Source organism: Bacillus sp. JH7, assembly GCF_001563515.1.
GTDB lineage: Bacteria > Bacillota > Bacilli > Bacillales > Bacillaceae_G > Bacillus_A > Bacillus_A cereus.
The window spans coordinates 22,058-43,325 of record NZ_LPUS01000002.1 but is presented as its reverse complement, the minus strand read 5'-3'; the positions used below and the strand labels follow the sequence as shown (position 1 = coordinate 43,325).

Sequence of the window (21,268 nt, the reverse complement as noted above, 5' to 3'; positions counted from 1 at the left end):
TAGGAACACAAAATGCATCCGATTATCAATCAGAAAACAAAGAGGTTGCAAATGTGGGTATGAAGTTCTGTTTTGCACTGAAATACGATAAGGAAGCGGAAGAAATGTTGCGTTACTATAACTTACCGGTCACAGAAGAAAATATCTTGATGTTACGCCAATTACGACGCGGCGAAGCCTTATTCCAGGATATTTTCGGCCGAACTGCGGTTGTAGAAATTGATCCTGTTTTCCAAGAATTAAAGACTGCATTTGATTCCTCTACGAAAACAGACGAAGAACGCGCACAACAATTGGCGTAATTCGTATTACAATACAGATAAGAGTATTCTAAATTATCTGTATATGGAGGATGGAACAATGAAAAAATTACGAATGTTATCTGGATTATGTCTAGCAGGAATGTTGATGGTAACGGGGATTGCGGGTTGCTCAAATGAAACGAAAAGTAATGCGAATCAACAAGAAAATCAGAAAGAACGTGACATGAAAGAAGCGGATAAAGCCGCGATGGAGTATGTAAGAGCTTATATTGAAATGGATTCAAATAAAATTAATGATTTGTCCTATAAGAAATATGATTTAGGTAAAGATGAAATTATGCATCCTGGTGCTAGCAAAGGAATGAAAGAACGATACGACTTATATCGATATGATTTAAAAGAAAGTGAAAATGAGTATTACTATCGTGTGAAATATTTTGATCCTGTAGAAAACGCTCAAATGGGAATAAAGTTAAAAATGATAAAAGACAAAAAGGATGGAAAATGGAAAAATTACGAATGGAACTGGGATGGTCATAATAGTTTAGATTCTATTGTGGGAAGTATAGAACCAGTTCATGTTCATAAATGGGGGCAAAAGGAATGAAAAAACTTTTCTCTATTTGTATGATTCTTGTATTCTTTTTACTACCGTTAGGGCCTCATGTGGCCCTAGCGGAAGATCAAAAAACGGAAGAAAAACAGGAACAAAAAGGGGCACGAATTTCCGAAAATTTATTTAGTGGGTACACAGATGGAATTTACAAGGATAAGTATTATGAGATTGATACGTACCAACCAAAAGAAGATGAAAAAAATGTGTTTCAAAAGGTTGGCGGGTATTTATTTGGTGATGATAGTGTAGGGAAAGATTTGCAAAGAATGTTATATACAACCTGTCAATGGTTTGCGAATATGGCCTTTCAGTTAAATGTGATTCTGGGCCAATTAACCATCTTTTTAGTCGATCAAGCGTTGAATTTGGATATTGTAGATACGGTTGCGGATAAATTAGGAGCGGCTATGCAAAATATTGCTGGTATTGGAAAAGGCGGCTTTTTATCTTCTGGACTATTCCCAGCAATTATCGGTATTGCATGTGTGTTATCGGCTTGTTATGCGGGGTATATCTTCTTTATTAAGCGCCAGCCTTCAAAAGGTTTAAGTGAGTTAGTAAAAACGGTATTTGTCATTGCTTTTATTGTTACGTACATTGGGAATGCAAGTACAATTTTAAAGAGTGCGAATACAATTAGTTCTGAAATTAGTGTAACAGTGTTAGCAAAAGCGACAGGAACGGTTGCGGGTGATCCAGGACGTTCCAAAGCAGACGCAATCTTTTCAGTGAAAAAGCAGATTTGGGATTTGTTAGTTGAACGACCATATTTGTTTCTACAGTATGGAGAGGATTCAAAAGAAAAATTAGGTGCTCAACGAGTGGATGAGTTGTTATCGAAACCACTAGGAAAAGATCGTGATGACTTGGTACAAAAAGAAGTGAAAAAAGGAAATCAAATGATGGTGATTTCTTCTGTAGGAGAGCGCCTTGTATTTACAGTTATGTACTATGTCGTGAATACATTCGCAGGTGTTCCAGTAATCGCATTCTGTTTACTGATTGTAGCATTCCAATTATGGTTCCTTGTCATGAGTATTATCTCACCAATCGTCATGGCGGTGGCTCTATTGCCAGGACATCGTAGAGTTATTGAAAGCTGGGCTTCACAATGGATTCGCCCATTGGCATTAAAAATCTTTATGTCAGTTATGCTTGTTATCATCTTTACAGTGGCAGAACTACTATATGTGTTACCAGAAGCGGGCGTTGCAGGATATGTGTCTACAATGATTTTCCAAATTCTTGTTTTTGTTCTTTGCTACCTGTTTAGAGGAAATATTGTTGCGGCCTTTAGTCGAGCACGTGGCGTCTATGAAACAGTCACAAATATATCTCTTATGACAGAAAACTTTGTAGATAAGGGGAAAGAATACGCTGGAAATACAATGTCTTATATTGGAGACAAAATGGGAGCACATTTTAACAACGCGGCTGAATTGGCGGCGGCAGGTAGTCAGATAGAAAATGCAGGAACAGACGATGAAAAGACAAAAGCCAACCCATTAGTGCAAGCAAATATACCGAATGATTTACCAAATAATCAAGCGGAACAAGAAAAAGAAGAGAATCAAAAGAAAGGAAACCTTATTTCTTTACAAGATCGTGATAAAGAAGGGAATTTACCACAGCAAGAAGAGGAAGGAAAAGAACAACCGACACCAGGTGAAGAAGAAGCACCAATGCAACAAGACCTTATCAGCTTAGATAAAGAAGCATTAGAACAAGAAGTAGAAGGGCAACAAGAAGGAACAGAAGTAGAAGAATCAGAAATGGAGGTTCAACCAGAGCTAGTATCTTTACAAGACGAGGAAATTCCAACAGGAGAAGAAATGCCAACTGATATAGAGGGATATGAAGAAATTCAACCAGGAGTACCAGAACAAGAGGTACCATTAGAAGATATTCCGACTGATATAGAAGTATATGAAGAGGTACAGCCCGAAGTACCAGAACGAGAGGTGCCATTAGAAGAGGTTTCAACTGATATGGAAGCATATGAAGAAATCCAAACAGAGGTGCCAGAACAAGAAATACCACTAGAAGAGGTTTCAAGCGATATGGAGGCATATGAAGAGATTCAAACAGAAGTACCAACACAAGAACTTCCATTAGAGGAAGTGTCACCAGATCATGAAACATTTGAAGAAATCCCATCCGATATCCCACAACAAGACATTCCAACAGAAGAAATTCCGATGGATATTTCAAGAGAAGAAATACAACCAGAACAGGAAACTTCAACAAACATTCCACAACAAGAAATCTCAACGCCAATTGAAACAGATGCAAATGAACCTTTAATACCAGATACAATTCGTGCAGATGTAAATGAAGAAGGTGTCATTGTCCCTCATACACCAGAAACAACAAGTGCAGATATTCCAGATGCTATACCTGCAGAAGTGACCGAAGCGGGGGAGATTGTTGCAAAAAAACCTGATATAGATGTCGAGTCAACTGTACAAAATACAAATTCTTCTGACTCATTTATCCCAACGGAACCTATTTCTTCTGATTTGGCACCAGTAAATGAGAAAGAAGTAAGCAAAAATGAGCCAATTCAAGAAAAAGCAGAAACAATTGATACGCCAGATATACAATATGGAGCTGTAGCCGCGGGAAGTGAAAACTGGATGCCTTCTACTGATCCGCAAAACTTAGATAATTTAGATGATTTGGAGCCACCAAAAAAAGATGAGTAGAGTCCTAGTCTTTTAGGACTTTACTATTTTTTTACGCAAAAAGGAGCGATTTATCTATGAAACACTGGGGATTAACTTGTATGAAAATGGTGAATATCAGTATTTTTCTTTGCATTGGGTGTTTAGGATGGATGAACATAATTATTCTTTTCATACAAAGAGAATGGGCGACAGATTTATTAGGATGGATTGGTTTAGGATTACTTATCTGGTATACACTCATTCTTCTAACACTTCAAATTATCCATAGTGAGTTACGTTGTCGTATAGATGATAGAGCGAAACTAGCCTTTTTCATTTGGTTTGTAGGAATCGGTCATTTTGGATTACTACAATTTATACAAGACCAGCAATCTACTGTTTTAACGCTACTATTTCATGTTTTTGCGATTATACCCATTCTTTTAGCCCTTATATATGGGCTGATTGTTCGAAAGTATTTCAATCAATCTTGATACATGTTGTAAGGGGGGAGGGATGATATGAGACCAGAAATAAAAGAAGTTGTAGATAAAACGGTACAAGAAGAGATTGCACAAGAACAAAAAAAGAAGAAGAAAAAGAAATCCTGGTTACTGACATTTCTTTTTGGGAGTTCTACTTTCACAATAGGATTGTTCGTCTGTATTGGATTTCTTTTATTTATTGTTTTGGGGCAAGGCATTGGTAAAAAAGAAGAGGAAGCACCAGCAACCATCCCAAGTAATGGAATGACGGTTTGTCGGCCAGGTGGAAAAACAGTGGCACCAGAAGAACTACAACCCCACCTGGGCGGCGTTTTTACAGGGAAAGCACAAGCCTTTTTAAATGCAGGAACACAAAACCAAATCGATCCCGTTTTATTAGCGGCCATTGCAAGATTGGAAACGGGTAATGGTACTTCTAATGCAGTAAAGAACTATAACAACCCTGGTGGCCTCATGGACCCTGGTAGTTCACAAATGAAAGGATTCATGAAGTTTGCCACTTTAGATGAAGGAATCAACGCTATGGCGCGAAACCTATATAAAAATTATATCGGTATGGGGATTACAACTATAGAAGCAATTGGAGCGAAATATGCACCGCCAGGAGCCGCAAATGATCCGCATGGCACAAATGGTTTATGGCCAGTATTAGTAACAAAGTTTGTGGCGCAAATGGGCGGCCTTACTTTTAATTGTGAAGCGGGAAAGCCAGGCGGCGTTGTAGATACGGGATCAGCAAGCTCACAAGGCTTTATTCGTCCAATCGCTCAAACAACGATTACAAGTCCGTTTGGGCCACGCTGGGGCACTATTCATAAAGGTATTGATTATTCTTGCCAAGACGGTGTCACACCAATTGCCGCGTCGAAAGGTGGCGTTGTAGAGTGGGCGAAATTTGGCGCTTCCGGTTCGGGGTTTGGTGGCTATGGAAACGTAGTTGTAATCAATCATGGGAATGGATATTGGAGTTTATACGGTCATATGTCGTCCATTACTGTACAGGAAGGACAAAACATTGGAGTCGGTCAACAGGTGGGTGTTTGCGGAAGAACAGGGCAAGTAACAGGGCCACATCTTCACTTTGAGATCAAAACATCTTTGACGTTTGGTCAAGTAGACCCAGCACCTTATTTGCCGAAATAAGCGGAAAGAAAGGGAGGATTAGGGATGAAACAGGGAATCGTTGCTTTAATCATAGTTGTACTAGTGGGTATCAGTGTATGGTTATGGAATCAAAATCGCACCTTACAGCATAAAGTCGAGCAAACAGAAAAGAAATGGACGGAACAAGTAAAAGAGCTAAAAACAGAGAATCGAGCATTGGAAAAGCGCGTGACAGTTTTAACAGAAAATACCCAAGATAAAGGGCAAGAAGTAGCAAAACAATTTGTAGAGTTGTTAATACAGAATGATAACAAACAAAAAGAAAAGCTAGGATTTGAGAAAATCAAAGAAATGATAACAGGAGAAGCACGAAACAAATTATTAAACGCGCCAGATGATGGACATAACCATATACAAGATGATGGCTCTATGCATATTCAAACGAAAGCGAAGATAACAGATATGTACTACATCAAAACCGCTGATAATAAAGCGGATGTAACGGTTAAATATGATTATCTTGTAACGGTTGATGGAACAGAACAACAAGAAAAACACACCATGAAATTAAATTTACTATTAGAAGGTGAGAAATGGTTTGTAGAAAATTATGAGTTCCAGATCAATACAGGAATTGAAGGGCCATAGAGAAAGGAATGAGGTGAGTTGGTGAATCAAAATGTATTGCATCATATCGGGTATGAAATATTGCAAGAAACGTTTGTATTGATTCGAAATGTATTTTCCTATTCAAACGAAGATAAATACAGCGTGACATATGTACGAGAAATTGCGGATGCCTTGCATAATATTCCGCATTCAATTCAGAAACAACATGATAAATTCCTAGAATTTGAGTTCAAACTGTTAGAAGAAACATTAATGCAAATGGACTTTGGAAAGGTTGCCGCGCAAAACATTCCCTATTTTAAAATGTATGCGGCACGTGTACAGCAATTGTTACAGAAGCGCTATAAAGAGGTGTAATCGAGTGGAAATGGGGCGATAAAAAATGATCGTATTGGGAATTGGGCTGTCAGTTTTGCTGATAGCCTTTTTATTTATCCAGGTATATCCGTTCCAGGAACAAAAGTTAGAACAGAGAAAATATGATGAATATGGAATCTGGATCATTATTTGTACAGGGGTATGTCTCTATGTTTCGCACCATTTTTTACAGGAAAACACATGGCAATGGGGATTAAAAATCATAGGTGCAACTTTTTTTACAGGGTTTTCAATTGGATGTGTTGGAAAACAAAGTATATATGATTTTCAACATAAAAAGTTTCCTTTTCAGAAAAAATGACGCTTCAAATTCGCTTGTAATTGATTTTAAAGAAACTGTTAATACATTTGGTATCGAATGAGATTATGCTCTTTATTCGGCTTTTTAAGTGCTTTAAATGAGTTTTTAGAGAGAAAGGGGTGTGAGGATGCTTTTTTTAAAAGTTATTGCATATATTTTGCTAAGTATAGGGGTTTGTACAGTTGTTTTAGCGGGGATAGCCGCGATTGTAAAGAAACAAATGCTAATTGCAAATATAAATCTATTATTGGCCATGTATTATTTTTGTTCGGGAAGTCTTCTTTATTTGTGCACGTTGTGGGAAACACAAGATATTTTCCTACAAGTCTTTTTGATTTTAATTGTAGGAATTACGATTATCCGATTAAGAAAAAGCTGGTATGTACCGCAAATGCGTACTCTACAAAAACTACAAGAAGAAGCAACAAGTAAGAATAATCTGTGAGGAAATGTAAGAGGAAAAGGAGTGGAGGAATCTTGATACATCAATATGAATTGAACTTTTCAGTGATGTACAGTGGCAAAGTAACAGACTCACAATCTACGATTATTCCAGCACAATCTTTAGAGGAAGCAAGTGAGAAATTACAATCAGAAGTAAAGCGGCGGTTAGGAAAATGTAGTATAAAAGTGAACTCCGCCAGTTTATGTATTTCAGAAGAAGTTCGATATACAGTCTTAAAAAAGTGAAAATCAACATCGTGCGTAAAAAGGAGGGAATGAATATGATATGTCCAGTATGTGTCAAAAGAGAAAAAAGGGAAGTTGAAATGATCCCAATGTATGACGAATACCCAAATTGGATTCTTTTTTGCAGAAAATGCGATCATCGACATGAAAATGAAGAAGTAAGCCCTCTTCCTTACTGAAAGCAATAAATTAAAAAGTCCTGTTTTTACAGCAGGACTTTTTTCTTTTATGTAAATAACTGTTATTGATTATTCCATTTATCATAAAACGTTTTTTCTTACGATTCAATCAAACGAGAGTTCTCTAAATCGTTCCATTTTAAAAGTTTAGTTAGTATTTCGTCCTTTTGTTTTTCTAAATGTTCCATTTTATCTAGGATAATTTTTTGGGCTTGCTGCCATTCTTTGGAGTGCTTTAGAGAATCATCAAATTTAGCCAATTGTGACACATTCATATAATCTGAATGTTTAGAGTTATGCCATATATGCTCTTGTTGTAACCTGAAAATTGGAGCAAATTCGAGAGTATCTACATTTTCTACGTGCTGATTATATTCTGTAAATAGTAGATGTCTAACAAAAGATACATTTTTAGACTCTTGATTACTAGCGTTATTGAGTAATCGATATTTTTGGTCTTTTATAAGTGCGTAATATTCATCATTTGTTGTATTTTTGACCTTCTCTAAAGAAATGTGATCTGTAATTTTAATTGAATCATTACTCATAGACATTCTGAATTTGAAGGGATGGAAATGACAATCACCATGTATATGAGCTTGGAGAGCATTGATGTTAGAGTTGTGAACTAAATCAATTAATACATTACCTGTTCCGTTCCCTTTTTTCATCGTACGAAAAACGAAAATGAATCCATAAATATAATCGTTCTGATAATCAATCCCTACAAAATCATATCGGTATCTTGGACTTAAATCTAAAGCCCTGTCATATTCTAGCCCTATTGTTAAATCGTACATAGTGACCTCCTATAAATAGTTTTTACCCCTTATTAGAACCATTGTATCAATTAGGAATTGCAATTGACTAATTTTATTTGGAGTGGCACCAGCATTTTACGAATTTTGTATGCTAAAGTTATATATGTTTTTTTATCAGTTGAATTTGAAAAATGTCATTATCCGTAATACCAAGCACCCTCATTTCCTCTTTAAAAGAGCGCCAGGGTTCAACCCTAATGGATTTGGTGCTTTTATCTCGTAATGTGTATTCTCTTATATAATATGATTTTTGTTTCTCATGTTCTTTCATTGTTAATCCTCAATCATAATAAGGAGATAAAGCACTTGAACAAGTGCTTTATCTCTGTTGACCTACAGTTACTCTTCACCTAAAAGTATACTTGATAAATTTAAGATTTACTAAAAGCATGACCCTATAAGTGTAATAATTGTTAACAATGTGTCCTTATCAATGTCAATTTCAAATTTGATCTTCATTTACGTTGTCCCTCCTTTGTTTTAAAAATAGCTTAGTTTTTCATGTTACCTCCCAGCAAAAAATAAACTGTGTAACATTCTTACCTTTAATATAAGAGAAGCTAAACTAAATTTTTGTTTTTCTTAAAAAATTTGAAATGGATTTTTCCATTTAGTATGTATTACTGCTATCAGGTACACTTTCACTATCAGGTACACTTTTACTATCAGGTCACTTTCACTAACAGGTGCACACCTAATAACAGACCTTTTTTAATTTGGGTGTTTTTGCCCAAATCCCCGAAAAGGGGGAATAAGCTTATGCTATTTAGACGTTATATCCCGTGTCAAAAAGTACACTTTATGACATAGCAAAAAACATAGTGTTTTTCGTTTCAAAAGTACAACTTAAAAACATTTGAAACATATCAATAAAACTGTATATGTTTTGAAATACCTATTTTTAAAAGTAATCAAAAAGCCTATTTATGGTAATATAAAACATAGGGAATAAATGCATAAGTATGAATTTTTAGAAATATATAGAGGGGGATTTTACAATTTATGGTGCAGTCAATTAAAAAAATCGTTTTAACTGTAGTTCTTATCGGTATGGTTGTTGGAATGGTCATTTTATATCTTTACATTAATGCTCTTCAGGAGACAGTGCAGAAAGTTACTGAAGATCCGATATATGGTAGTGTAATGAGTCAAGATTTTGCTATGTTATCTGAAAAAGATGGCAGTTATGTATACACTATTATGAATGATAATGAGAAAAGGTCATTGGATCAAGCGAATACGGAAAACAAATTTAAATCTTACCCTTTTCAAACAGGGAAAATTGCAACAACACAAGCGATGACAATTAAGAAAAATAATGTATTGTATCATATAGTTTCTAAAGATGAAGATTCAGATAAACCATATTTAGTACAGTATCAAGAAGAAAATGGTGTATTAAAAGTTGTAAAGGTAGATGAATATCAAGAAAAATTAAGTCAAGAATTAGAAATTCCAGCATTTCATTTTCTTGAAGCAAAAGAAATGAAGAGGTAATCAATAAGTTTTACAAAAGATACAAAATGTTAAACTCATTAAAACCAGTGATATCATGCGTTTTTCTATGGTATTACTGGTTTTTTTCGCTATAAAATGAAAAGAAAAAGATTGTCAGTTTAACAAAATATAGTTATAGTTAAACTAAGTTTTACATATTATAGCTTACAACAGAGAATTAGGAGGTCATTTTTTATGGCGAAAGGGGGACGAAAACCTGGGGCAAAAGAGCCAATCCGTTCAATAGAAAAAATTGAAGAAATGAAAGATTGGCTGTTGCAAAATTCCTCATATCGAAATTACTTTTTATTTTATTTTGGAATTAACACAGGTTTACGCATTAGTGACATTTTACGATTGCGCGTGAAGGATGTTCGAGGGAAGCATGTTATAAAGATTAAAATGGAAAAAACAGATACAACTGTAGAAGTATACTTCAATACGGTTTTACAACAAGAGATAGCGAAATATACAAGTAACATGGCAGATTCCGATTGGTTATTCCCAAGTCGTCAAGGAGATAAGCCAATCACAAGACAAATGGCTCATACGTTTTTGCATAAAGCGGCACAGGCTTGTGGGATTGATTCGGAGCATTGGGGAACACATAGCATGCGGAAAACGTTTGGCTATCAGTATTATAAAAAAATGAAAGATGTGTATTATTTGATGAAGTTATTTGGTCATGCGACACAAAGACAAACACTACAATACATTGGTGTAGAAGCTGATGAAATCCGTAAAACAATGGAGGATTTCACACTATAGAGTAAGGGGGATAACAAATGGAGTGTGTTGAGTTTGAAGTATTAAAGCAATGTGGATCACCAACGGTTTATTTTTGTGAACATGAAATGAAACATAGTTGTTTGATAGCAATTCCGTCCTGGAATTGGAGTTTCTTAATGGATTACACGATTAATTTTATAGATGAAAAGCCTATGTTAATGAAAGCATTAGAGAAGTATGTTTCTTATCATCTCGTGGAAAATGTTGCAGATGCATTTTATGACTATGTTTTTAGCAAATTTAATTAAGATTTTCATAAGGGGGAGCATAATGAATTTTAAAGGGGCTGTAAGTAGTTTTTTAGTAATGGGATTACTATTTTCGGGATGTTCAGCAATTCAAAATCCAAATCATGCAAAACAAACAAGTGGATCACAAGATATTGCACAAGTTATAGAGTTTCCATCAAATAAGTATCCAGAAACTGCGGCACATATTAAAGATGCGATTGCAAATGGCAAAACAGATATTTGTACAATTGATCGGGATGGAGCCGCTGAAAGAAGAAAACAATCTTTAGCAAATGTTCCAACGAAAAAAGGATATGATCGGGATGAATACCCTATGGCAATGTGTAGAGAAGGCGGGAAAGGTGCTGATATTAGGCATATAAAACCAGCTGATAATCGTGGTGCTGGTTCGTATATAGGGAACAAGGTGGAAAAATTACCAGACGGTACTAAAGTGAAAATTGTAGTGAAATAAAAAAATGTGGATGATTTTCCGTCAATCAAATTCTGAATTATGGTAAAATTTAAAATGTAACTTTTAGGAAATCTTAATTATGTTAGGTAAAAAAGATATTCCATATAAACATAATGATATCCGAGGGTATAGACTGTAGATTTATTTTTATTGTTAGAGATACTATATAAAATAATAAAAGGTTGTGATTTCATGAATCAATGTAGAGTAGTCGTATTAACTGAAAAGGAAATAATAAAAGATAAAAACTTGATTTTAAACGATGTTAAAAAAGCGATTAAAAAACTTGAATCATTCAACATTGTTACCACAACGATTACTAATCAGATAAGAGTGTCTGCCAACAAATACAAACAGATTGTTCAAGAACAAAAAACTGTAATAACAGATTTAATTCTACCAAGAAATGAATTTCCCATTAATGAATTGGAATATGAAGGTAATATTTATCCGTTTCTAAAGACGCGTCTTGCTGTTGGTGAGGAAAATTCAAATAGTGCATTTATCACATATATATTTGACGGTGGAAAAGAAAAATTAGATTTAGATTCATTATTTGTAGAATTCAAAGAAATTCTTAAAAAAGACAAAGAGTTCTTAGAGATCAAAGAAAGAAATTGGCCTGACGGCTTTACGAATGAATCGGATAAAGAGAGTTTTGAGGAATGCAAAGTTAAATCATAAAAAGTAAAAGAAATAAGGTGTGAAAACACCTTTATTTTTTGTTTACTTCCCTAAAAACTATGTCAAAAAACAACTTCCAAAAATAACGAATGTTTATGTTACAGAATCGATTAGTAAGGTTAATACTTCAAGTGGACTAAGAAAAGTTGTTGTTATCATACATATGATTGTTTTACCAGCACCAAATAGCCCAGGTAATCATCATCAATTCGGAATAATTTGTATTGATTCCCCTTTTCGGGGGATGAGCAAAGAAACCCAATAAATAGTATGACAAATAAAAAGGCTTAGTTTAATATCGCTAGGCCTTTTTCATTTGTCGAAAAAAAACGAACAAAAATAAATAAAAACACTTGATTTAAGTAACTTAAAATATTAAAATAAAAGTAACTTAAATCAAGAAAGGAGCTACAATGCAAAAACATGGAGGTAAAAGAGAAGGCGCTGGTCGCCCATCTCTTGGAATTACTAAAAAAGTTTCCATCACTTTACCAGAAGAATCCTGGAAACGTATTGAAGATAGCGAAAAATCCTATTCACAGTTCTTTAGGGATGTAACGCTAAAAGAATTGAAAAAGTAAAAGTGCATAAGAAAAAGCCCTTCCCAGGTCTGCCAACTTAGTAAGGACTTTTTCAAAACCTATAAACTTTGATTCAAGAAAGGATGAATTGTGTTGACAAAACCCTTTTTAAAAATCAAAAGTGGTGAGTTAATTTTAACACAACCCCACCACAAATTTAAATCCTCCAAAAAATTTTACTCTCTTATTTCAGAAAATTACAAAAAGTTAAATCGTTATTTTGGTATTGAAGAAAATGTTTCGGATCAAATTTGGTTTTATGGCTTCTTTGCAACCTCAATTTTTATGATGCTTTTCACCTACTTATTTTCGGGTATCCTATATGGATTTTAGAGGGAAGCCATATGGAAGAACGCTTATTTTTAAAATCATCCCTCTAGAAAGGAGAGAAATCATTGATCCAATCATTAAAAAGTACCATGCAATTTATTGGTTTGATCTTAATTAGTGCGTTGATTGCTGTCAGCTTAGTGAATTAGTCCTTTAAGAAAGAAAGGAGCAATCACATGGAAGATTACAAATGTAGAGCGTGTGGAAAAATTGCCGCGGAAGGATTTGCGTTAGGAAGACTATGTTATTACTGCATTGAAGAAGTTGTAATTTACATGAAAAAACAGATAGAAGACAAAGAGAATTCTTGTAAGCATGGAGATAATCAAACAATCGAAATCCAGGGAACAGATGAATCTATAACAGTTTGTCATGAGTGTGGAGAAGAAGTATAAAAGGGAGGCAAGAAAATGAAAATCGGTGTATCTGTATGGAGAGTTCTTTGCAAAGAAACAAAGTTGAAATTGCTTCAAAATGCTATGCAAGAGAGTAAAAGCCGCTTTACAAAACAAGCCCTTTCCATTGCTATAAAGCAACAGAAAGGGGAAGTGTGATGAGTGATCGTATTGGTGAAGGGCACAAGAAATAAGATGCCTTCAAAAATATTTTAGCATGTTCATTTGAGAAATAAAGGGGGAATTTAATGTGATGAAAACAGTCCAATTATTGAAAAGTGAAGAATTTGAAATTGGTACAACAGATAAAAACGGGCACAAATTAAGACAGTCCGATTTTGTTGTCACACAAGATGACTTTGAAGGTATTAGTATCTGTCAAATCCTATACAACAGTATTGCAAAAGAGTTTGTGGCCATGAGTGATTCTAATTGGTGGATACCGTATCATGATTTATCTGTTGCAACAGAAAGGCTAGATTATGTCATTGCAAAAGAGTTTTTGGGGCTAGAAACATGCGGTACATATTGGGGTAAAAATCGTACACCATTTATTAGAATGCCGATTGAATATTTCAATCCTGTTGAGGAATCCACTTTTATTTTAGAAAAATTAGGGAGGCAATATGACGATCTATTGAGCGTAAAAGAAAATGGGTGCTGGTACCTAACAGTGAACAAGAAAATATATAGTGAAAAGCGTCTAGGGATAGCCGCCTGTTTAGCCGCTGTTGATACTGTAAGAAACAATAAGTAGGGATTTGATTTTAAGGGAGAAATACAAATTTAAATTATAAATAGGGGGAATCAAAATGTTACATGCAGTTATGCAAGAGCAACAATATTGGAAAGGTCAAAAACAGAAGTTTCGAAAAGAAAATAAAAAGATATTAATTTCTTTAGAACCACATTTGTATGAAAGATTGGAAGAGTTCGCATTGTATAACGAAAATTTAGATCAAATTGCATCGGAGTTAGTAACAGAGGGCTTAGACTACATCTATATGGAAGATGTACCTGTAAGGCAATCTCATGCTTTTCAGCATTTTGTAGAACTTGAATTATCACCATTTCAGCAAAAACTCTTACAACAATTGGCACTCAAACGCGGATGCTCAACAAGAAAAATGGCATATACAGTATTACATTTCATGCTCAAAATAAAGTAAAAGAATCCAATCATAAAAGAAGGATTCTTTCACCAGGTATTCGTTGGCAAATGACTTCACCAGAAGAATTGAGTCTCGACCACTCAATTCTTTTTTATGTTATAAAAAAGAATATAATTTGTCAAAAAGCATTTGCTATAGAATAACAAATGCTTTTTGTAGAACTTGAATTGAACACTTTCAGAAAGTATTTATATTGTTTGCCTTTTTCTCTTGAAAAAATTCACCCTCAATTACTAATTATACCATAAAGTATAGAGTTTCAATCTATAAAACCTATTGGTTTTATATGGATTTCTTCTTTACAATAATGAAGAATTTCACTTATATTCTTTTAACCATTCTTTTAAATTATTAAAATCTCTTAAGCTCATATCATATTTAAGCGGTGTAGCAAAGTCTATGGCATCTTTAGTAAAAGAAGATGTAGTAACTAACATACCTACATTTGCCCTTTCAGCCTGTTTGACTCCATATAACCCTCTAACCAAATCGACACCGACCTTATTAGTTTTGCTGTATCGTTTTGTTTCTATTACAAATAACGTAGAAGAGAATGAATCTTTTTTTAGAGCATAAATATCTTTTCCACCGTCTCTTGTTTTTGGGGTTAGTGTCACTTCATATCCTTTTTTATTAAATAGCTCAGCAACTAATTCTTCGAACTTTCTTGAATCTAGTTGATACATTAATTCGGGATTTCTAGCTAAATATTGGATTAGTTGGCTATTAATATCAGAAAAATCCACTCTTAGTGAAGGCGCAGTAACAGGTAGTCCCTCATGAAAAATTTGAGGGTATACTTCTAATATCGGTTGATATCTGGTGTATCCTTGTGCACCACCTTTGTTTGTATAAGGATAACGTACAACTCTTCTAGGTTTCCTTTCACCAACAGCATCCTTTTCATTTATTTGCATGTGTTTCTCGCAAATAAATGGGCAAGTATAATCCTGTTCAAAAAATTCTTCGTTCATAAAATCATAATAATCGTACAAGTATACTTCATAATCAGGTCTATTTTCACAGCCATCTACCGTACATTTAGTTGTGTTGTCATATTTTGCGTATCTTTTTACAGTATTCATATTTACCACCTTTGCAAATTCATCATATTAATCTTAAATAAGTAAAAGCCCCTTGTTATGTAATTTATTTTATGCAGTATTTAATCTATATTATTAGAAGTACCTTTACCTCCTGGGATTACTTCTAAAAATGTATCATTTTCTTCCTCTTCATCATCATCAACAAATGCATCTTCTCCATACAATGCATAAGCAAAAACACCAATTACTTTTATTTCATCTTCAATTGTGATATCTATAAATTCACCTTGTCGATGTTCTTCATTGCCCTCATAAACTTTACACAAAATCATTGATCCCCTAAAGCCAAACGGATTTTCTTGTAAATCTTTTGATTTTGCTTGAGCGTCACAGACTCCCACAAATCCGCCACCTAATGAATTAAACTCAATCCATTCACATTTCAAAATTTCTTTGAAATTCTCATGAAGTGGAACGATTTCAAGATTTTCTATATCAATTCCACCTTTGTTTAGTAAAACTTTGACTTTTTTTCGGCTTTCTCCCACACGTGACACCCCTTGCTGTTTTATGAAATAACAGTATGATTATACCATTTTGTGTAGTATAGAAATGGTATTAGAGCGGTAAATGTCTATAAATTTCGAAATTTTAAATTGTACTTGCACAAAGGTAATACCTCATACATATAGCTAATAGCGTAAAGCACGCTGATAGCTAATGATCGAAAATGTGGCCTAAAAGGGTCATTTTTTTATGGGGAAAGTGATATTACCGCTTATATCGATTAAATAAAAAAGAAGAGAGTTTTTTTGTATAAAAAGGTGAATAACGTACAAACAGCAAGGAATACGTTTTAGTAATACCGATATTATCGGTCACATCAGGGAGGGTGAGCAGAATGGAAAGATCAAAGTTTAGTAAACCTGTAGCATTCAATAAGAAGAATGAAAAGGATCGGATCATGTTACAACATGTGAAGCGTAAAAATTTTTCGGGTTATGTAAAGAAATTGATTTGGAACGATATACCCGATAAACATAAAAAAATGCCATGCGAAGAGGATAGAAAACAAGTACCGTCACCAATTCAACAAGACGAACAGAATGTAACAGAAAAGAAGAAATTAAGTGCCGCGGAACGTATTGAACAAATTAAGGCGCAAACAAAAAGACAGGAGCCTTCAAAAAGCTCACTGCCTGTATTTTTACCCAACAAAAATATTTACAAGTGATCCAATAATCGCGCCTACAGCGACAGCAATTGCAACATGCATATCGTTAGACCTCCTACTTTTCATTTATAGGTAGTATGTGTAGTTCTTTTAAAATTATACGAGGGGTGTTACAACATGACTAAGACAGAAACGATTTCTTTTCGCTCTTTTATGGACCAAAGTTATAAAAAGAAAGCACATAAAGAAACAAATAATAAGAACGTACTTAAAAAGGTTTTTACCGCTACAGGGAGTTCATTAATATTAATACTTCCAAAGGTAGCATTTGCCGCGGGAGTTAACGGGACGTTTGGCAATGTTCATAGTGCAATTATGAACGGGTTTGATGCGGGCGTAGTTTTAGTTATTATCTTTTCGGGTGCGGCCTGGGCGTTGGGCCACCGTACAAAGGCAATAGAAATTTTAATTGGTGCATGTTGCGGATATGTTTTAGCTAGGCACAGCGTTGACATAAGAGACTTTTTAAAGGGAATTTAAAAGGAGGGGTCCTTGTGAAATTCATTTTAGAAGGTGGCAAAATGATTGCGGCTAATACAGCTGGGTATATTGGAGAAAAGGCAAAAGAAGGTTCTTTTCTAGATCAATTAAATAACTTTAGTGATGCTATTGTAGGGAAGGAATTGGAATGGGTTTTCAAGCCACTTGGTGAATTTATGGTTGATATATTAAGTCAATTAGGCCATTGGTTTGTTTTAAATTTGCCCGATATTATGGGATATGGTGCATTAGTGACAGCTGGATTCATTATGATAGGTTCAATGACACACAAAGGCGGAATGATGAAGCCGCTTGCCTATTTCGCAGGCGGACTTATCTTGGCAATATGTATATTAGGAGGGGCCTAAAAATGATACAGGGAGAAGGCTTTGTGATATGCGATAAGGAAAATTCGAACCTTCCTGTTTTGGTGCAAAATGAATATTTACCAGTGTTATATGAACCTAAGAAAATTAAAAAATCCTGGTTTAAAAGAAAAGAGATATATTCTTTGAAACAATTTTTACAAGTAGAAAAAAATAAAATGGTTGTATATCGGATTATTCCTCATGCTGATGTATCTAATAATACAAAACGTTTATGGCGGGCGATCCATAAGATGTATGAAATGTACGAAAGTATGGGAAGTCGTATAGAAAGAAAAGGGATTACATTTCATTATCGGGAGAAGGATTATTTCTGGTTTGATGTCATTTTCAAACAGGAAAATGGCCAGAAGAAAATTGAATTTTATGTAGCAACTAGCGAATATCAAGCATTAAAGCTCAAAAGAAAATTAGAGAACAAAATGAGTGTGACAATTAAGGAAGCGGAAATATCAGATTTGCAAATTTCTGATGAAAATACAATCGTACAAGAAATGCGATATTTGAAACATGACATCTTTTCCTTAAATACAAATAGCAACGATACAAAAACGCCTATTGGTAATATTTTAAGTGTTATTGATGAACTAAGTTATGATGGAGACATTTGCCGATTGAGTATCTGTAATGAAGCGGAAAACCGTCAGAAATGGGTGAAAAACGCTTCCTGGGCCATTGAAAAGTTAAAGAAGGGGAAACCACCCCAACGGGTTAATATGAGCGGCAAACGACTTGTAACAGGGGCTAAAATTGGTGTTGCGGCTGTTATTAATGAAATAAATGATTTATTAACTGACACATTCCAGGCGTTCTCGAACGCTTTTTTTAAATCAGATAAAAAATTTAACAAAGAGCACATCATTAAAAAGGCACATACAACCGCTGATGAAGTTGGAACAAATCGTGTGAGTTATGACAAAGGAAATCAGCCTGTTTTTAAAACTCGTATACGGGTGGCCTCACATTCCCATGATCGGTTAACCAGGGAGACAATGGGGGAAACCTTAGCACTTTCTATGATGGATTTATCAGAAACGAATGAACTACATGGCGTAAAAATAAGAATGAGAAAACGCCAAACAGAAATATTACAGGAATTAAATACATTCGAACTATCAAGCAAGACAAAGTTTGATCCAAATGTAAATTTGATGAGTACCGATGAAATGAGCAAATTAGCTTTGCAAATGCCTGTAAAAGAGTTGCAACGAAAATATGCTGATGCATTGAGTGTAAAAAAGAAAGTTGAAATTGAGATACCAGCGATTATGCGGGATGAGAAAGGAATATTTTTAGGACATTCGGAATTGAAAGATCAAAAAATACCAATCTATATGCCAATAGATAATCCAGATAATTTTTATAGAGGTTACGTCTTTATAGGAGGACAGGGGGCTGGTAAAGATACAGCAATTAAGAATTTTGTTATTGAGGGAAATACAAAACATAAGATTAGTTTTATCATACCAGATGCAATTGTAGAAGAAGGTGGGCGGGGTATGGCAGACGGGATTCGTGATGCCATACCACCAGAAAACATTATTGATCTGGATTTAAACGACAGTGATTATATCCCACCTCTAGATTTAACAGAAGTAATTACAAAGCTAGGGCGGAACGGTGCTTCAAGATTTGCGGATGAAATGATTGATTTCATGCAAATTGAAGGATTAAGCCGAAGTGAAAAATATTTAACGGATGCGGCCAAAGCAAGTAAAGGAAGTTTATTTAATATTAAACGTATTATAGAAGATGAGGATTTTCGGGTAAATCGCATTCAAGAATTAGTGAATGAAGGGAATTTGCGTCTTGCGAATGAGCTGATACAGTGGGGAGATAATGAACAATTAGGGAATAAGTGTGATCCCATCATAACCAGATTAAACCGCTTTTTTGGGAATGAAAGATTGTATGATATCTTTGCACAAGACCCATTGAAAGAACTTGATTTTGGTAAATGGATGCAAGAAGGAAAAGTTATTATTTTAAGGGTTCCAAATGCTAGGGGATTAGGGGAACATGCAGTAAAAACCCTGGTTCACTGGATCACACTAAAAACCTTCATGACCAGGTTATTAATGTCTAAAAAAGAGCAAGAAAATGGGGCGTTTATCATTTTTAATGAACCCGAGCAATATGAAAGTGAAGGATTAACTAAATTGATGGGTAGAGTGGGTACAGAGGGCAGAAAAGAGAGACTAGGAAGCATCTATGCATTTCACCATTGGAACAAATTGAAACCGTCATTACAAGAGAATTTACAAGGTGGCGGCGTACAGCAATTCCTATTTATGAACGATCATACAAAGACATTTGAATTATCTAAGTATCGATTTGAGGATACAATTTCACTAGAACAAGCATATAAAATACCAGCACATCACGCAATTATCAGTGTAAGAGCTGGTGGGGAAATGCAACCATCGTTCATTTGTAAAATGGCGGCACCGGTTAAACCAAAATATGATAATAGCTTTCTAACAAAAAGGCATTCTCGTATGTATGGCCGATCCTGGACCGATCTACAAAAACGGTACGGATAAAGCAAAGGCACAAGGGCAATAGTTCTTGTGCCTATTTACATTTTCCAAAAGTCATGTGGTTGTGCGTAGGGGTCTATTTTTCTAATAGCTTTCAAGAGCTTTTTCATTACAAGGGGTGTTGGGATATACGTTTTGTCGCGACAAGCCTTTGTTAAAGTTGCGCTAGATATTTTTGTAGCTTTCAGTATCTCTTTTTGCTCAATCCCATGACGATCTAGCCATTTTTTTAAAAGAGTCTTATTATCTTTAAAAAACATATAACACATCTCCTAAACTTGTTAATTTATTTACAAGTTTGGACATATATTTCAGAAAATATTCTACCCATTATTTTAAAAACTTAAATTTCCGATTAGAATTTCATAAATTCATAGAGTAATCAGACGAACGATTTTGTTAATTTTATGCTTGGAATCTGGTATACATATAATGCAAAGATTTGACTTAGGCATCATACAACAAATCTTTGCAAGGCGGTTTCCAAAAACATTTTGACATTTACACGCAAGAAAATATAAAAAAAGATTTAAATTGCAAACAGCAAATTAGAATTTAGTTTTGAAGAAAAATAATTTGTGTAGTGGAACAAAAATAAAGACGCATGATGTAGTTTTTCATCATGCGTCTTTATTTTTTGAAAAGAGCCTAGACCAGAATCCTTGTTTTTGCTCTTGGGTAGATGCTATGAGTTTTTGTGATTCACGCATTTCATCAAAATCTCGTTTCAATTGTTCATATTGCAATAATAGGTTTTTATTTAGCTCGTTAGCAGACTGTAATTCTTGAAGAATTTGTTGATTCGTTTTCTCTTGCTCTTGAAGTTGTCTCATGAAAGTTTCTAACGTTTGAGCGACTTGCGAGCTAGTCGAAGCTAGTTCATTTTCTTGGTGAGCGGGGGGCGCCCAATCGCTCGTTTTTTCTTTAAACTCTTCTACAACAGCTGTTGCGGCCTCTTCTTTTTTTACTTTTTGTTTTTTGGTCAAATACCTATACTTTTCTAATGCTTGTATATCATGAGCGGTAAATGCACGACTGTCATTTGCGCCTTTTGCGAATTTATACCCGCTCACTTCTAGTTCATTCGCCCAGCGCTTTAAAGTGCTATCAGATATTTGTAGTTTTTCAGATACTTCATGTGTCCAGTAAGCGCGTTCTTGTGATGTTGTATCATTCATATGTTTATCCTCCCTCGCTCAAAGGTCGTTCAATTCCAATTTTGAAGTGTAATCTTTGTTTAATCAAGTCTTTGTAAGTATTTTCTTTAATAATCTT

The 21,268-nt window shown here is 34.7% G+C and carries 30 protein-coding genes; 25 read left to right on the top strand and 5 right to left on the bottom strand.

The features are described from left to right. From AU379_RS17085 to AU379_RS17040, 10 genes are all read left to right on the top strand, one after another. The coding region (locus AU379_RS17085; protein ID WP_082769961.1) for an ATP-binding protein at positions 1–302 on the top strand (302 nt) is incomplete at its 5' end. 58 nt (positions 303–360) lie between these two features. After that, on the top strand, positions 361–870 hold the full coding sequence (locus AU379_RS17080) for a hypothetical protein (protein WP_061139557.1): 510 nt from the start codon (positions 361–363) through the stop codon (positions 868–870). Continuing rightward, entirely contained in the window at positions 867–3,584 is a 2,718-nt protein-coding gene (locus AU379_RS17075; protein WP_061139556.1) for a hypothetical protein, read from the top strand. The genes AU379_RS17080 and AU379_RS17075 overlap by 4 nt, the downstream gene beginning before the upstream one ends. A gap of 56 nt (positions 3,585–3,640) precedes the next feature. Continuing rightward, the gene (locus AU379_RS17070; RefSeq protein WP_000683504.1) at positions 3,641–4,039 is read left to right on the top strand and encodes a hypothetical protein; all 399 of its coding nucleotides are present in this window, start codon (positions 3,641–3,643) and stop codon (positions 4,037–4,039) included. Between the two features lie 27 nt (positions 4,040–4,066). Then, the gene (locus tag AU379_RS17065) at positions 4,067–5,194 is read left to right on the top strand and encodes a peptidoglycan DD-metalloendopeptidase family protein (RefSeq protein ID WP_001247228.1); all 1,128 of its coding nucleotides are present in this window, start codon (positions 4,067–4,069) and stop codon (positions 5,192–5,194) included. A gap of 24 nt (positions 5,195–5,218) precedes the next feature. After that, positions 5,219–5,803: a hypothetical protein gene (locus AU379_RS17060; RefSeq protein WP_061139555.1), complete on the top strand. Its 585-nt coding sequence runs from the start codon at positions 5,219–5,221 to the stop codon at positions 5,801–5,803. 18 nt (positions 5,804–5,821) lie between these two features. After that, positions 5,822–6,142, top strand: coding sequence for a hypothetical protein (locus tag AU379_RS17055; RefSeq protein WP_082769960.1), 321 nt, complete (start codon positions 5,822–5,824; stop codon positions 6,140–6,142). A 25-nt stretch (positions 6,143–6,167) separates the two neighbouring features. Beyond that, positions 6,168–6,464: a hypothetical protein gene (locus AU379_RS31245; RefSeq protein ID WP_000636253.1), complete on the top strand. Its 297-nt coding sequence runs from the start codon at positions 6,168–6,170 to the stop codon at positions 6,462–6,464. A 127-nt stretch (positions 6,465–6,591) separates the two neighbouring features. Further along, positions 6,592–6,909, top strand: a complete 318-nt coding sequence (locus AU379_RS17045; RefSeq protein ID WP_061139553.1) for a hypothetical protein — start codon at positions 6,592–6,594, stop codon at positions 6,907–6,909. A gap of 32 nt (positions 6,910–6,941) precedes the next feature. After that, positions 6,942–7,154 carry a hypothetical protein gene (locus tag AU379_RS17040; RefSeq protein ID WP_061139552.1) on the top strand — a complete coding sequence of 71 codons (213 nt, stop codon included), beginning with the start codon at positions 6,942–6,944 and terminating at the stop codon, positions 7,152–7,154. A gap of 277 nt (positions 7,155–7,431) precedes the next feature. Here the strand turns inward: AU379_RS17040 and AU379_RS17035 are convergent, their stop codons facing one another. After that, complete coding sequence (locus AU379_RS17035; RefSeq protein WP_061139551.1) at positions 7,432–8,133, bottom strand: hypothetical protein; 702 nt, start codon at positions 8,131–8,133, stop codon at positions 7,432–7,434. A 1,023-nt stretch (positions 8,134–9,156) separates the two neighbouring features. On the opposite strand from AU379_RS17035, the gene AU379_RS17030 reads away from it, so the two are divergent. The 11 genes from AU379_RS17030 to AU379_RS16980 all read left to right on the top strand — a co-directional run bounded on the left by AU379_RS17030 (position 9,157) and on the right by AU379_RS16980 (position 14,304). Beyond that, positions 9,157–9,651 carry a hypothetical protein gene (locus tag AU379_RS17030; RefSeq protein ID WP_061139550.1) on the top strand — a complete coding sequence of 165 codons (495 nt, stop codon included), beginning with the start codon at positions 9,157–9,159 and terminating at the stop codon, positions 9,649–9,651. Between the two features lie 195 nt (positions 9,652–9,846). After that, positions 9,847–10,419, top strand: a complete 573-nt coding sequence (locus AU379_RS17025; protein ID WP_061139549.1) for a tyrosine-type recombinase/integrase — start codon at positions 9,847–9,849, stop codon at positions 10,417–10,419. A gap of 17 nt (positions 10,420–10,436) precedes the next feature. Then, a complete protein-coding gene (locus AU379_RS17020; RefSeq protein ID WP_016123530.1) occupies positions 10,437–10,688 on the top strand; it encodes a YueH family protein in 252 nt (83 codons plus the stop codon). A 22-nt stretch (positions 10,689–10,710) separates the two neighbouring features. Next, positions 10,711–11,145 (top strand): NucA/NucB deoxyribonuclease domain-containing protein, encoded by a 435-nt coding sequence (locus AU379_RS17015; RefSeq protein WP_061139548.1) that lies wholly within the window; start codon positions 10,711–10,713, stop codon positions 11,143–11,145. A 192-nt stretch (positions 11,146–11,337) separates the two neighbouring features. Next, a complete protein-coding gene (locus tag AU379_RS17010) occupies positions 11,338–11,829 on the top strand; it encodes a hypothetical protein (RefSeq protein WP_061139547.1) in 492 nt (163 codons plus the stop codon). 413 nt (positions 11,830–12,242) lie between these two features. Beyond that, a complete protein-coding gene (locus AU379_RS17000; protein WP_061139545.1) occupies positions 12,243–12,410 on the top strand; it encodes a hypothetical protein in 168 nt (55 codons plus the stop codon). Between the two features lie 90 nt (positions 12,411–12,500). After that, the gene (locus AU379_RS30635) at positions 12,501–12,743 is read left to right on the top strand and encodes a DUF3961 domain-containing protein (protein WP_253724515.1); all 243 of its coding nucleotides are present in this window, start codon (positions 12,501–12,503) and stop codon (positions 12,741–12,743) included. Between the two features lie 173 nt (positions 12,744–12,916). Beyond that, positions 12,917–13,135, top strand: coding sequence for a hypothetical protein (locus AU379_RS16990; RefSeq protein WP_000390512.1), 219 nt, complete (start codon positions 12,917–12,919; stop codon positions 13,133–13,135). A 15-nt stretch (positions 13,136–13,150) separates the two neighbouring features. After that, the gene (locus tag AU379_RS30630; RefSeq protein WP_000690450.1) at positions 13,151–13,294 is read left to right on the top strand and encodes a hypothetical protein; all 144 of its coding nucleotides are present in this window, start codon (positions 13,151–13,153) and stop codon (positions 13,292–13,294) included. A gap of 94 nt (positions 13,295–13,388) precedes the next feature. After that, positions 13,389–13,892, top strand: a complete 504-nt coding sequence (locus AU379_RS16985; protein ID WP_061139559.1) for a hypothetical protein — start codon at positions 13,389–13,391, stop codon at positions 13,890–13,892. Between the two features lie 55 nt (positions 13,893–13,947). After that, positions 13,948–14,304, top strand: coding sequence for a hypothetical protein (locus AU379_RS16980; RefSeq protein WP_061139543.1), 357 nt, complete (start codon positions 13,948–13,950; stop codon positions 14,302–14,304). 320 nt (positions 14,305–14,624) lie between these two features. Here AU379_RS16980 and AU379_RS16975 read toward each other — a convergent pair whose 3' ends face one another. Then, on the bottom strand, positions 14,625–15,392 hold the full coding sequence (locus AU379_RS16975; protein ID WP_061139542.1) for a restriction endonuclease: 768 nt from the start codon (positions 15,390–15,392) through the stop codon (positions 14,625–14,627). A gap of 80 nt (positions 15,393–15,472) precedes the next feature. Next, positions 15,473–15,901: a hypothetical protein gene (locus tag AU379_RS16970; RefSeq protein WP_061139541.1), complete on the bottom strand. Its 429-nt coding sequence runs from the start codon at positions 15,899–15,901 to the stop codon at positions 15,473–15,475. A gap of 353 nt (positions 15,902–16,254) precedes the next feature. On the opposite strand from AU379_RS16970, the gene AU379_RS16965 reads away from it, so the two are divergent. From AU379_RS16965 to AU379_RS16950, 4 genes are all read left to right on the top strand, one after another. Beyond that, positions 16,255–16,587, top strand: a complete 333-nt coding sequence (locus tag AU379_RS16965) for a hypothetical protein (protein WP_061139540.1) — start codon at positions 16,255–16,257, stop codon at positions 16,585–16,587. Between the two features lie 117 nt (positions 16,588–16,704). Further along, positions 16,705–17,067 (top strand): hypothetical protein, encoded by a 363-nt coding sequence (locus AU379_RS16960; protein WP_006917283.1) that lies wholly within the window; start codon positions 16,705–16,707, stop codon positions 17,065–17,067. Between the two features lie 14 nt (positions 17,068–17,081). Then, entirely contained in the window at positions 17,082–17,435 is a 354-nt protein-coding gene (locus AU379_RS16955) for a hypothetical protein (protein WP_016099482.1), read from the top strand. Positions 17,436–17,437: 2 nt separating this feature from the next. Continuing rightward, positions 17,438–19,996 (top strand): hypothetical protein, encoded by a 2,559-nt coding sequence (locus tag AU379_RS16950; protein WP_061139539.1) that lies wholly within the window; start codon positions 17,438–17,440, stop codon positions 19,994–19,996. A 35-nt stretch (positions 19,997–20,031) separates the two neighbouring features. On the opposite strand, the gene AU379_RS16945 is transcribed toward AU379_RS16950, so the two are convergent. Further along, on the bottom strand, positions 20,032–20,253 hold the full coding sequence (locus AU379_RS16945; RefSeq protein ID WP_082769959.1) for a helix-turn-helix transcriptional regulator: 222 nt from the start codon (positions 20,251–20,253) through the stop codon (positions 20,032–20,034). A 360-nt stretch (positions 20,254–20,613) separates the two neighbouring features. Further along, on the bottom strand, positions 20,614–21,171 hold the full coding sequence (locus tag AU379_RS16940; protein WP_061139537.1) for a MerR family transcriptional regulator: 558 nt from the start codon (positions 21,169–21,171) through the stop codon (positions 20,614–20,616). Positions 21,172–21,268 lie beyond the last annotated feature (97 nt).

Coding starts and splice junctions, on each gene's coding strand:
- AU379_RS17080 (WP_061139557.1), top strand. CDS start 361: ATGAAAAAATTACGAATGTTATCTGGATTATGTCTAGCAGGAATGTTG.
- AU379_RS17075 (WP_061139556.1), top strand. CDS start 867: ATGAAAAAACTTTTCTCTATTTGTATGATTCTTGTATTCTTTTTACTA.
- AU379_RS17070 (WP_000683504.1), top strand. CDS start 3,641: ATGAAACACTGGGGATTAACTTGTATGAAAATGGTGAATATCAGTATT.
- AU379_RS17065 (WP_001247228.1), top strand. CDS start 4,067: ATGAGACCAGAAATAAAAGAAGTTGTAGATAAAACGGTACAAGAAGAG.
- AU379_RS17060 (WP_061139555.1), top strand. CDS start 5,219: ATGAAACAGGGAATCGTTGCTTTAATCATAGTTGTACTAGTGGGTATC.
- AU379_RS31245 (WP_000636253.1), top strand. CDS start 6,168: ATGATCGTATTGGGAATTGGGCTGTCAGTTTTGCTGATAGCCTTTTTA.
- AU379_RS17045 (WP_061139553.1), top strand. CDS start 6,592: ATGCTTTTTTTAAAAGTTATTGCATATATTTTGCTAAGTATAGGGGTT.
- AU379_RS17035 (WP_061139551.1), bottom strand. CDS start 8,133: ATGTACGATTTAACAATAGGGCTAGAATATGACAGGGCTTTAGATTTA.
- AU379_RS17030 (WP_061139550.1), top strand. CDS start 9,157: ATGGTGCAGTCAATTAAAAAAATCGTTTTAACTGTAGTTCTTATCGGT.
- AU379_RS17025 (WP_061139549.1), top strand. CDS start 9,847: ATGGCGAAAGGGGGACGAAAACCTGGGGCAAAAGAGCCAATCCGTTCA.
- AU379_RS17020 (WP_016123530.1), top strand. CDS start 10,437: ATGGAGTGTGTTGAGTTTGAAGTATTAAAGCAATGTGGATCACCAACG.
- AU379_RS17015 (WP_061139548.1), top strand. CDS start 10,711: ATGAATTTTAAAGGGGCTGTAAGTAGTTTTTTAGTAATGGGATTACTA.
- AU379_RS17010 (WP_061139547.1), top strand. CDS start 11,338: ATGAATCAATGTAGAGTAGTCGTATTAACTGAAAAGGAAATAATAAAA.
- AU379_RS17000 (WP_061139545.1), top strand. CDS start 12,243: ATGCAAAAACATGGAGGTAAAAGAGAAGGCGCTGGTCGCCCATCTCTT.
- AU379_RS16990 (WP_000390512.1), top strand. CDS start 12,917: ATGGAAGATTACAAATGTAGAGCGTGTGGAAAAATTGCCGCGGAAGGA.
- AU379_RS30630 (WP_000690450.1), top strand. CDS start 13,151: ATGAAAATCGGTGTATCTGTATGGAGAGTTCTTTGCAAAGAAACAAAG.
- AU379_RS16985 (WP_061139559.1), top strand. CDS start 13,389: ATGAAAACAGTCCAATTATTGAAAAGTGAAGAATTTGAAATTGGTACA.
- AU379_RS16980 (WP_061139543.1), top strand. CDS start 13,948: ATGTTACATGCAGTTATGCAAGAGCAACAATATTGGAAAGGTCAAAAA.
- AU379_RS16975 (WP_061139542.1), bottom strand. CDS start 15,392: ATGAATACTGTAAAAAGATACGCAAAATATGACAACACAACTAAATGT.
- AU379_RS16965 (WP_061139540.1), top strand. CDS start 16,255: ATGGAAAGATCAAAGTTTAGTAAACCTGTAGCATTCAATAAGAAGAAT.
- AU379_RS16960 (WP_006917283.1), top strand. CDS start 16,705: ATGACTAAGACAGAAACGATTTCTTTTCGCTCTTTTATGGACCAAAGT.
- AU379_RS16950 (WP_061139539.1), top strand. CDS start 17,438: ATGATACAGGGAGAAGGCTTTGTGATATGCGATAAGGAAAATTCGAAC.
- AU379_RS16945 (WP_082769959.1), bottom strand. CDS start 20,253: ATGTTTTTTAAAGATAATAAGACTCTTTTAAAAAAATGGCTAGATCGT.
- AU379_RS16940 (WP_061139537.1), bottom strand. CDS start 21,171: ATGAATGATACAACATCACAAGAACGCGCTTACTGGACACATGAAGTA.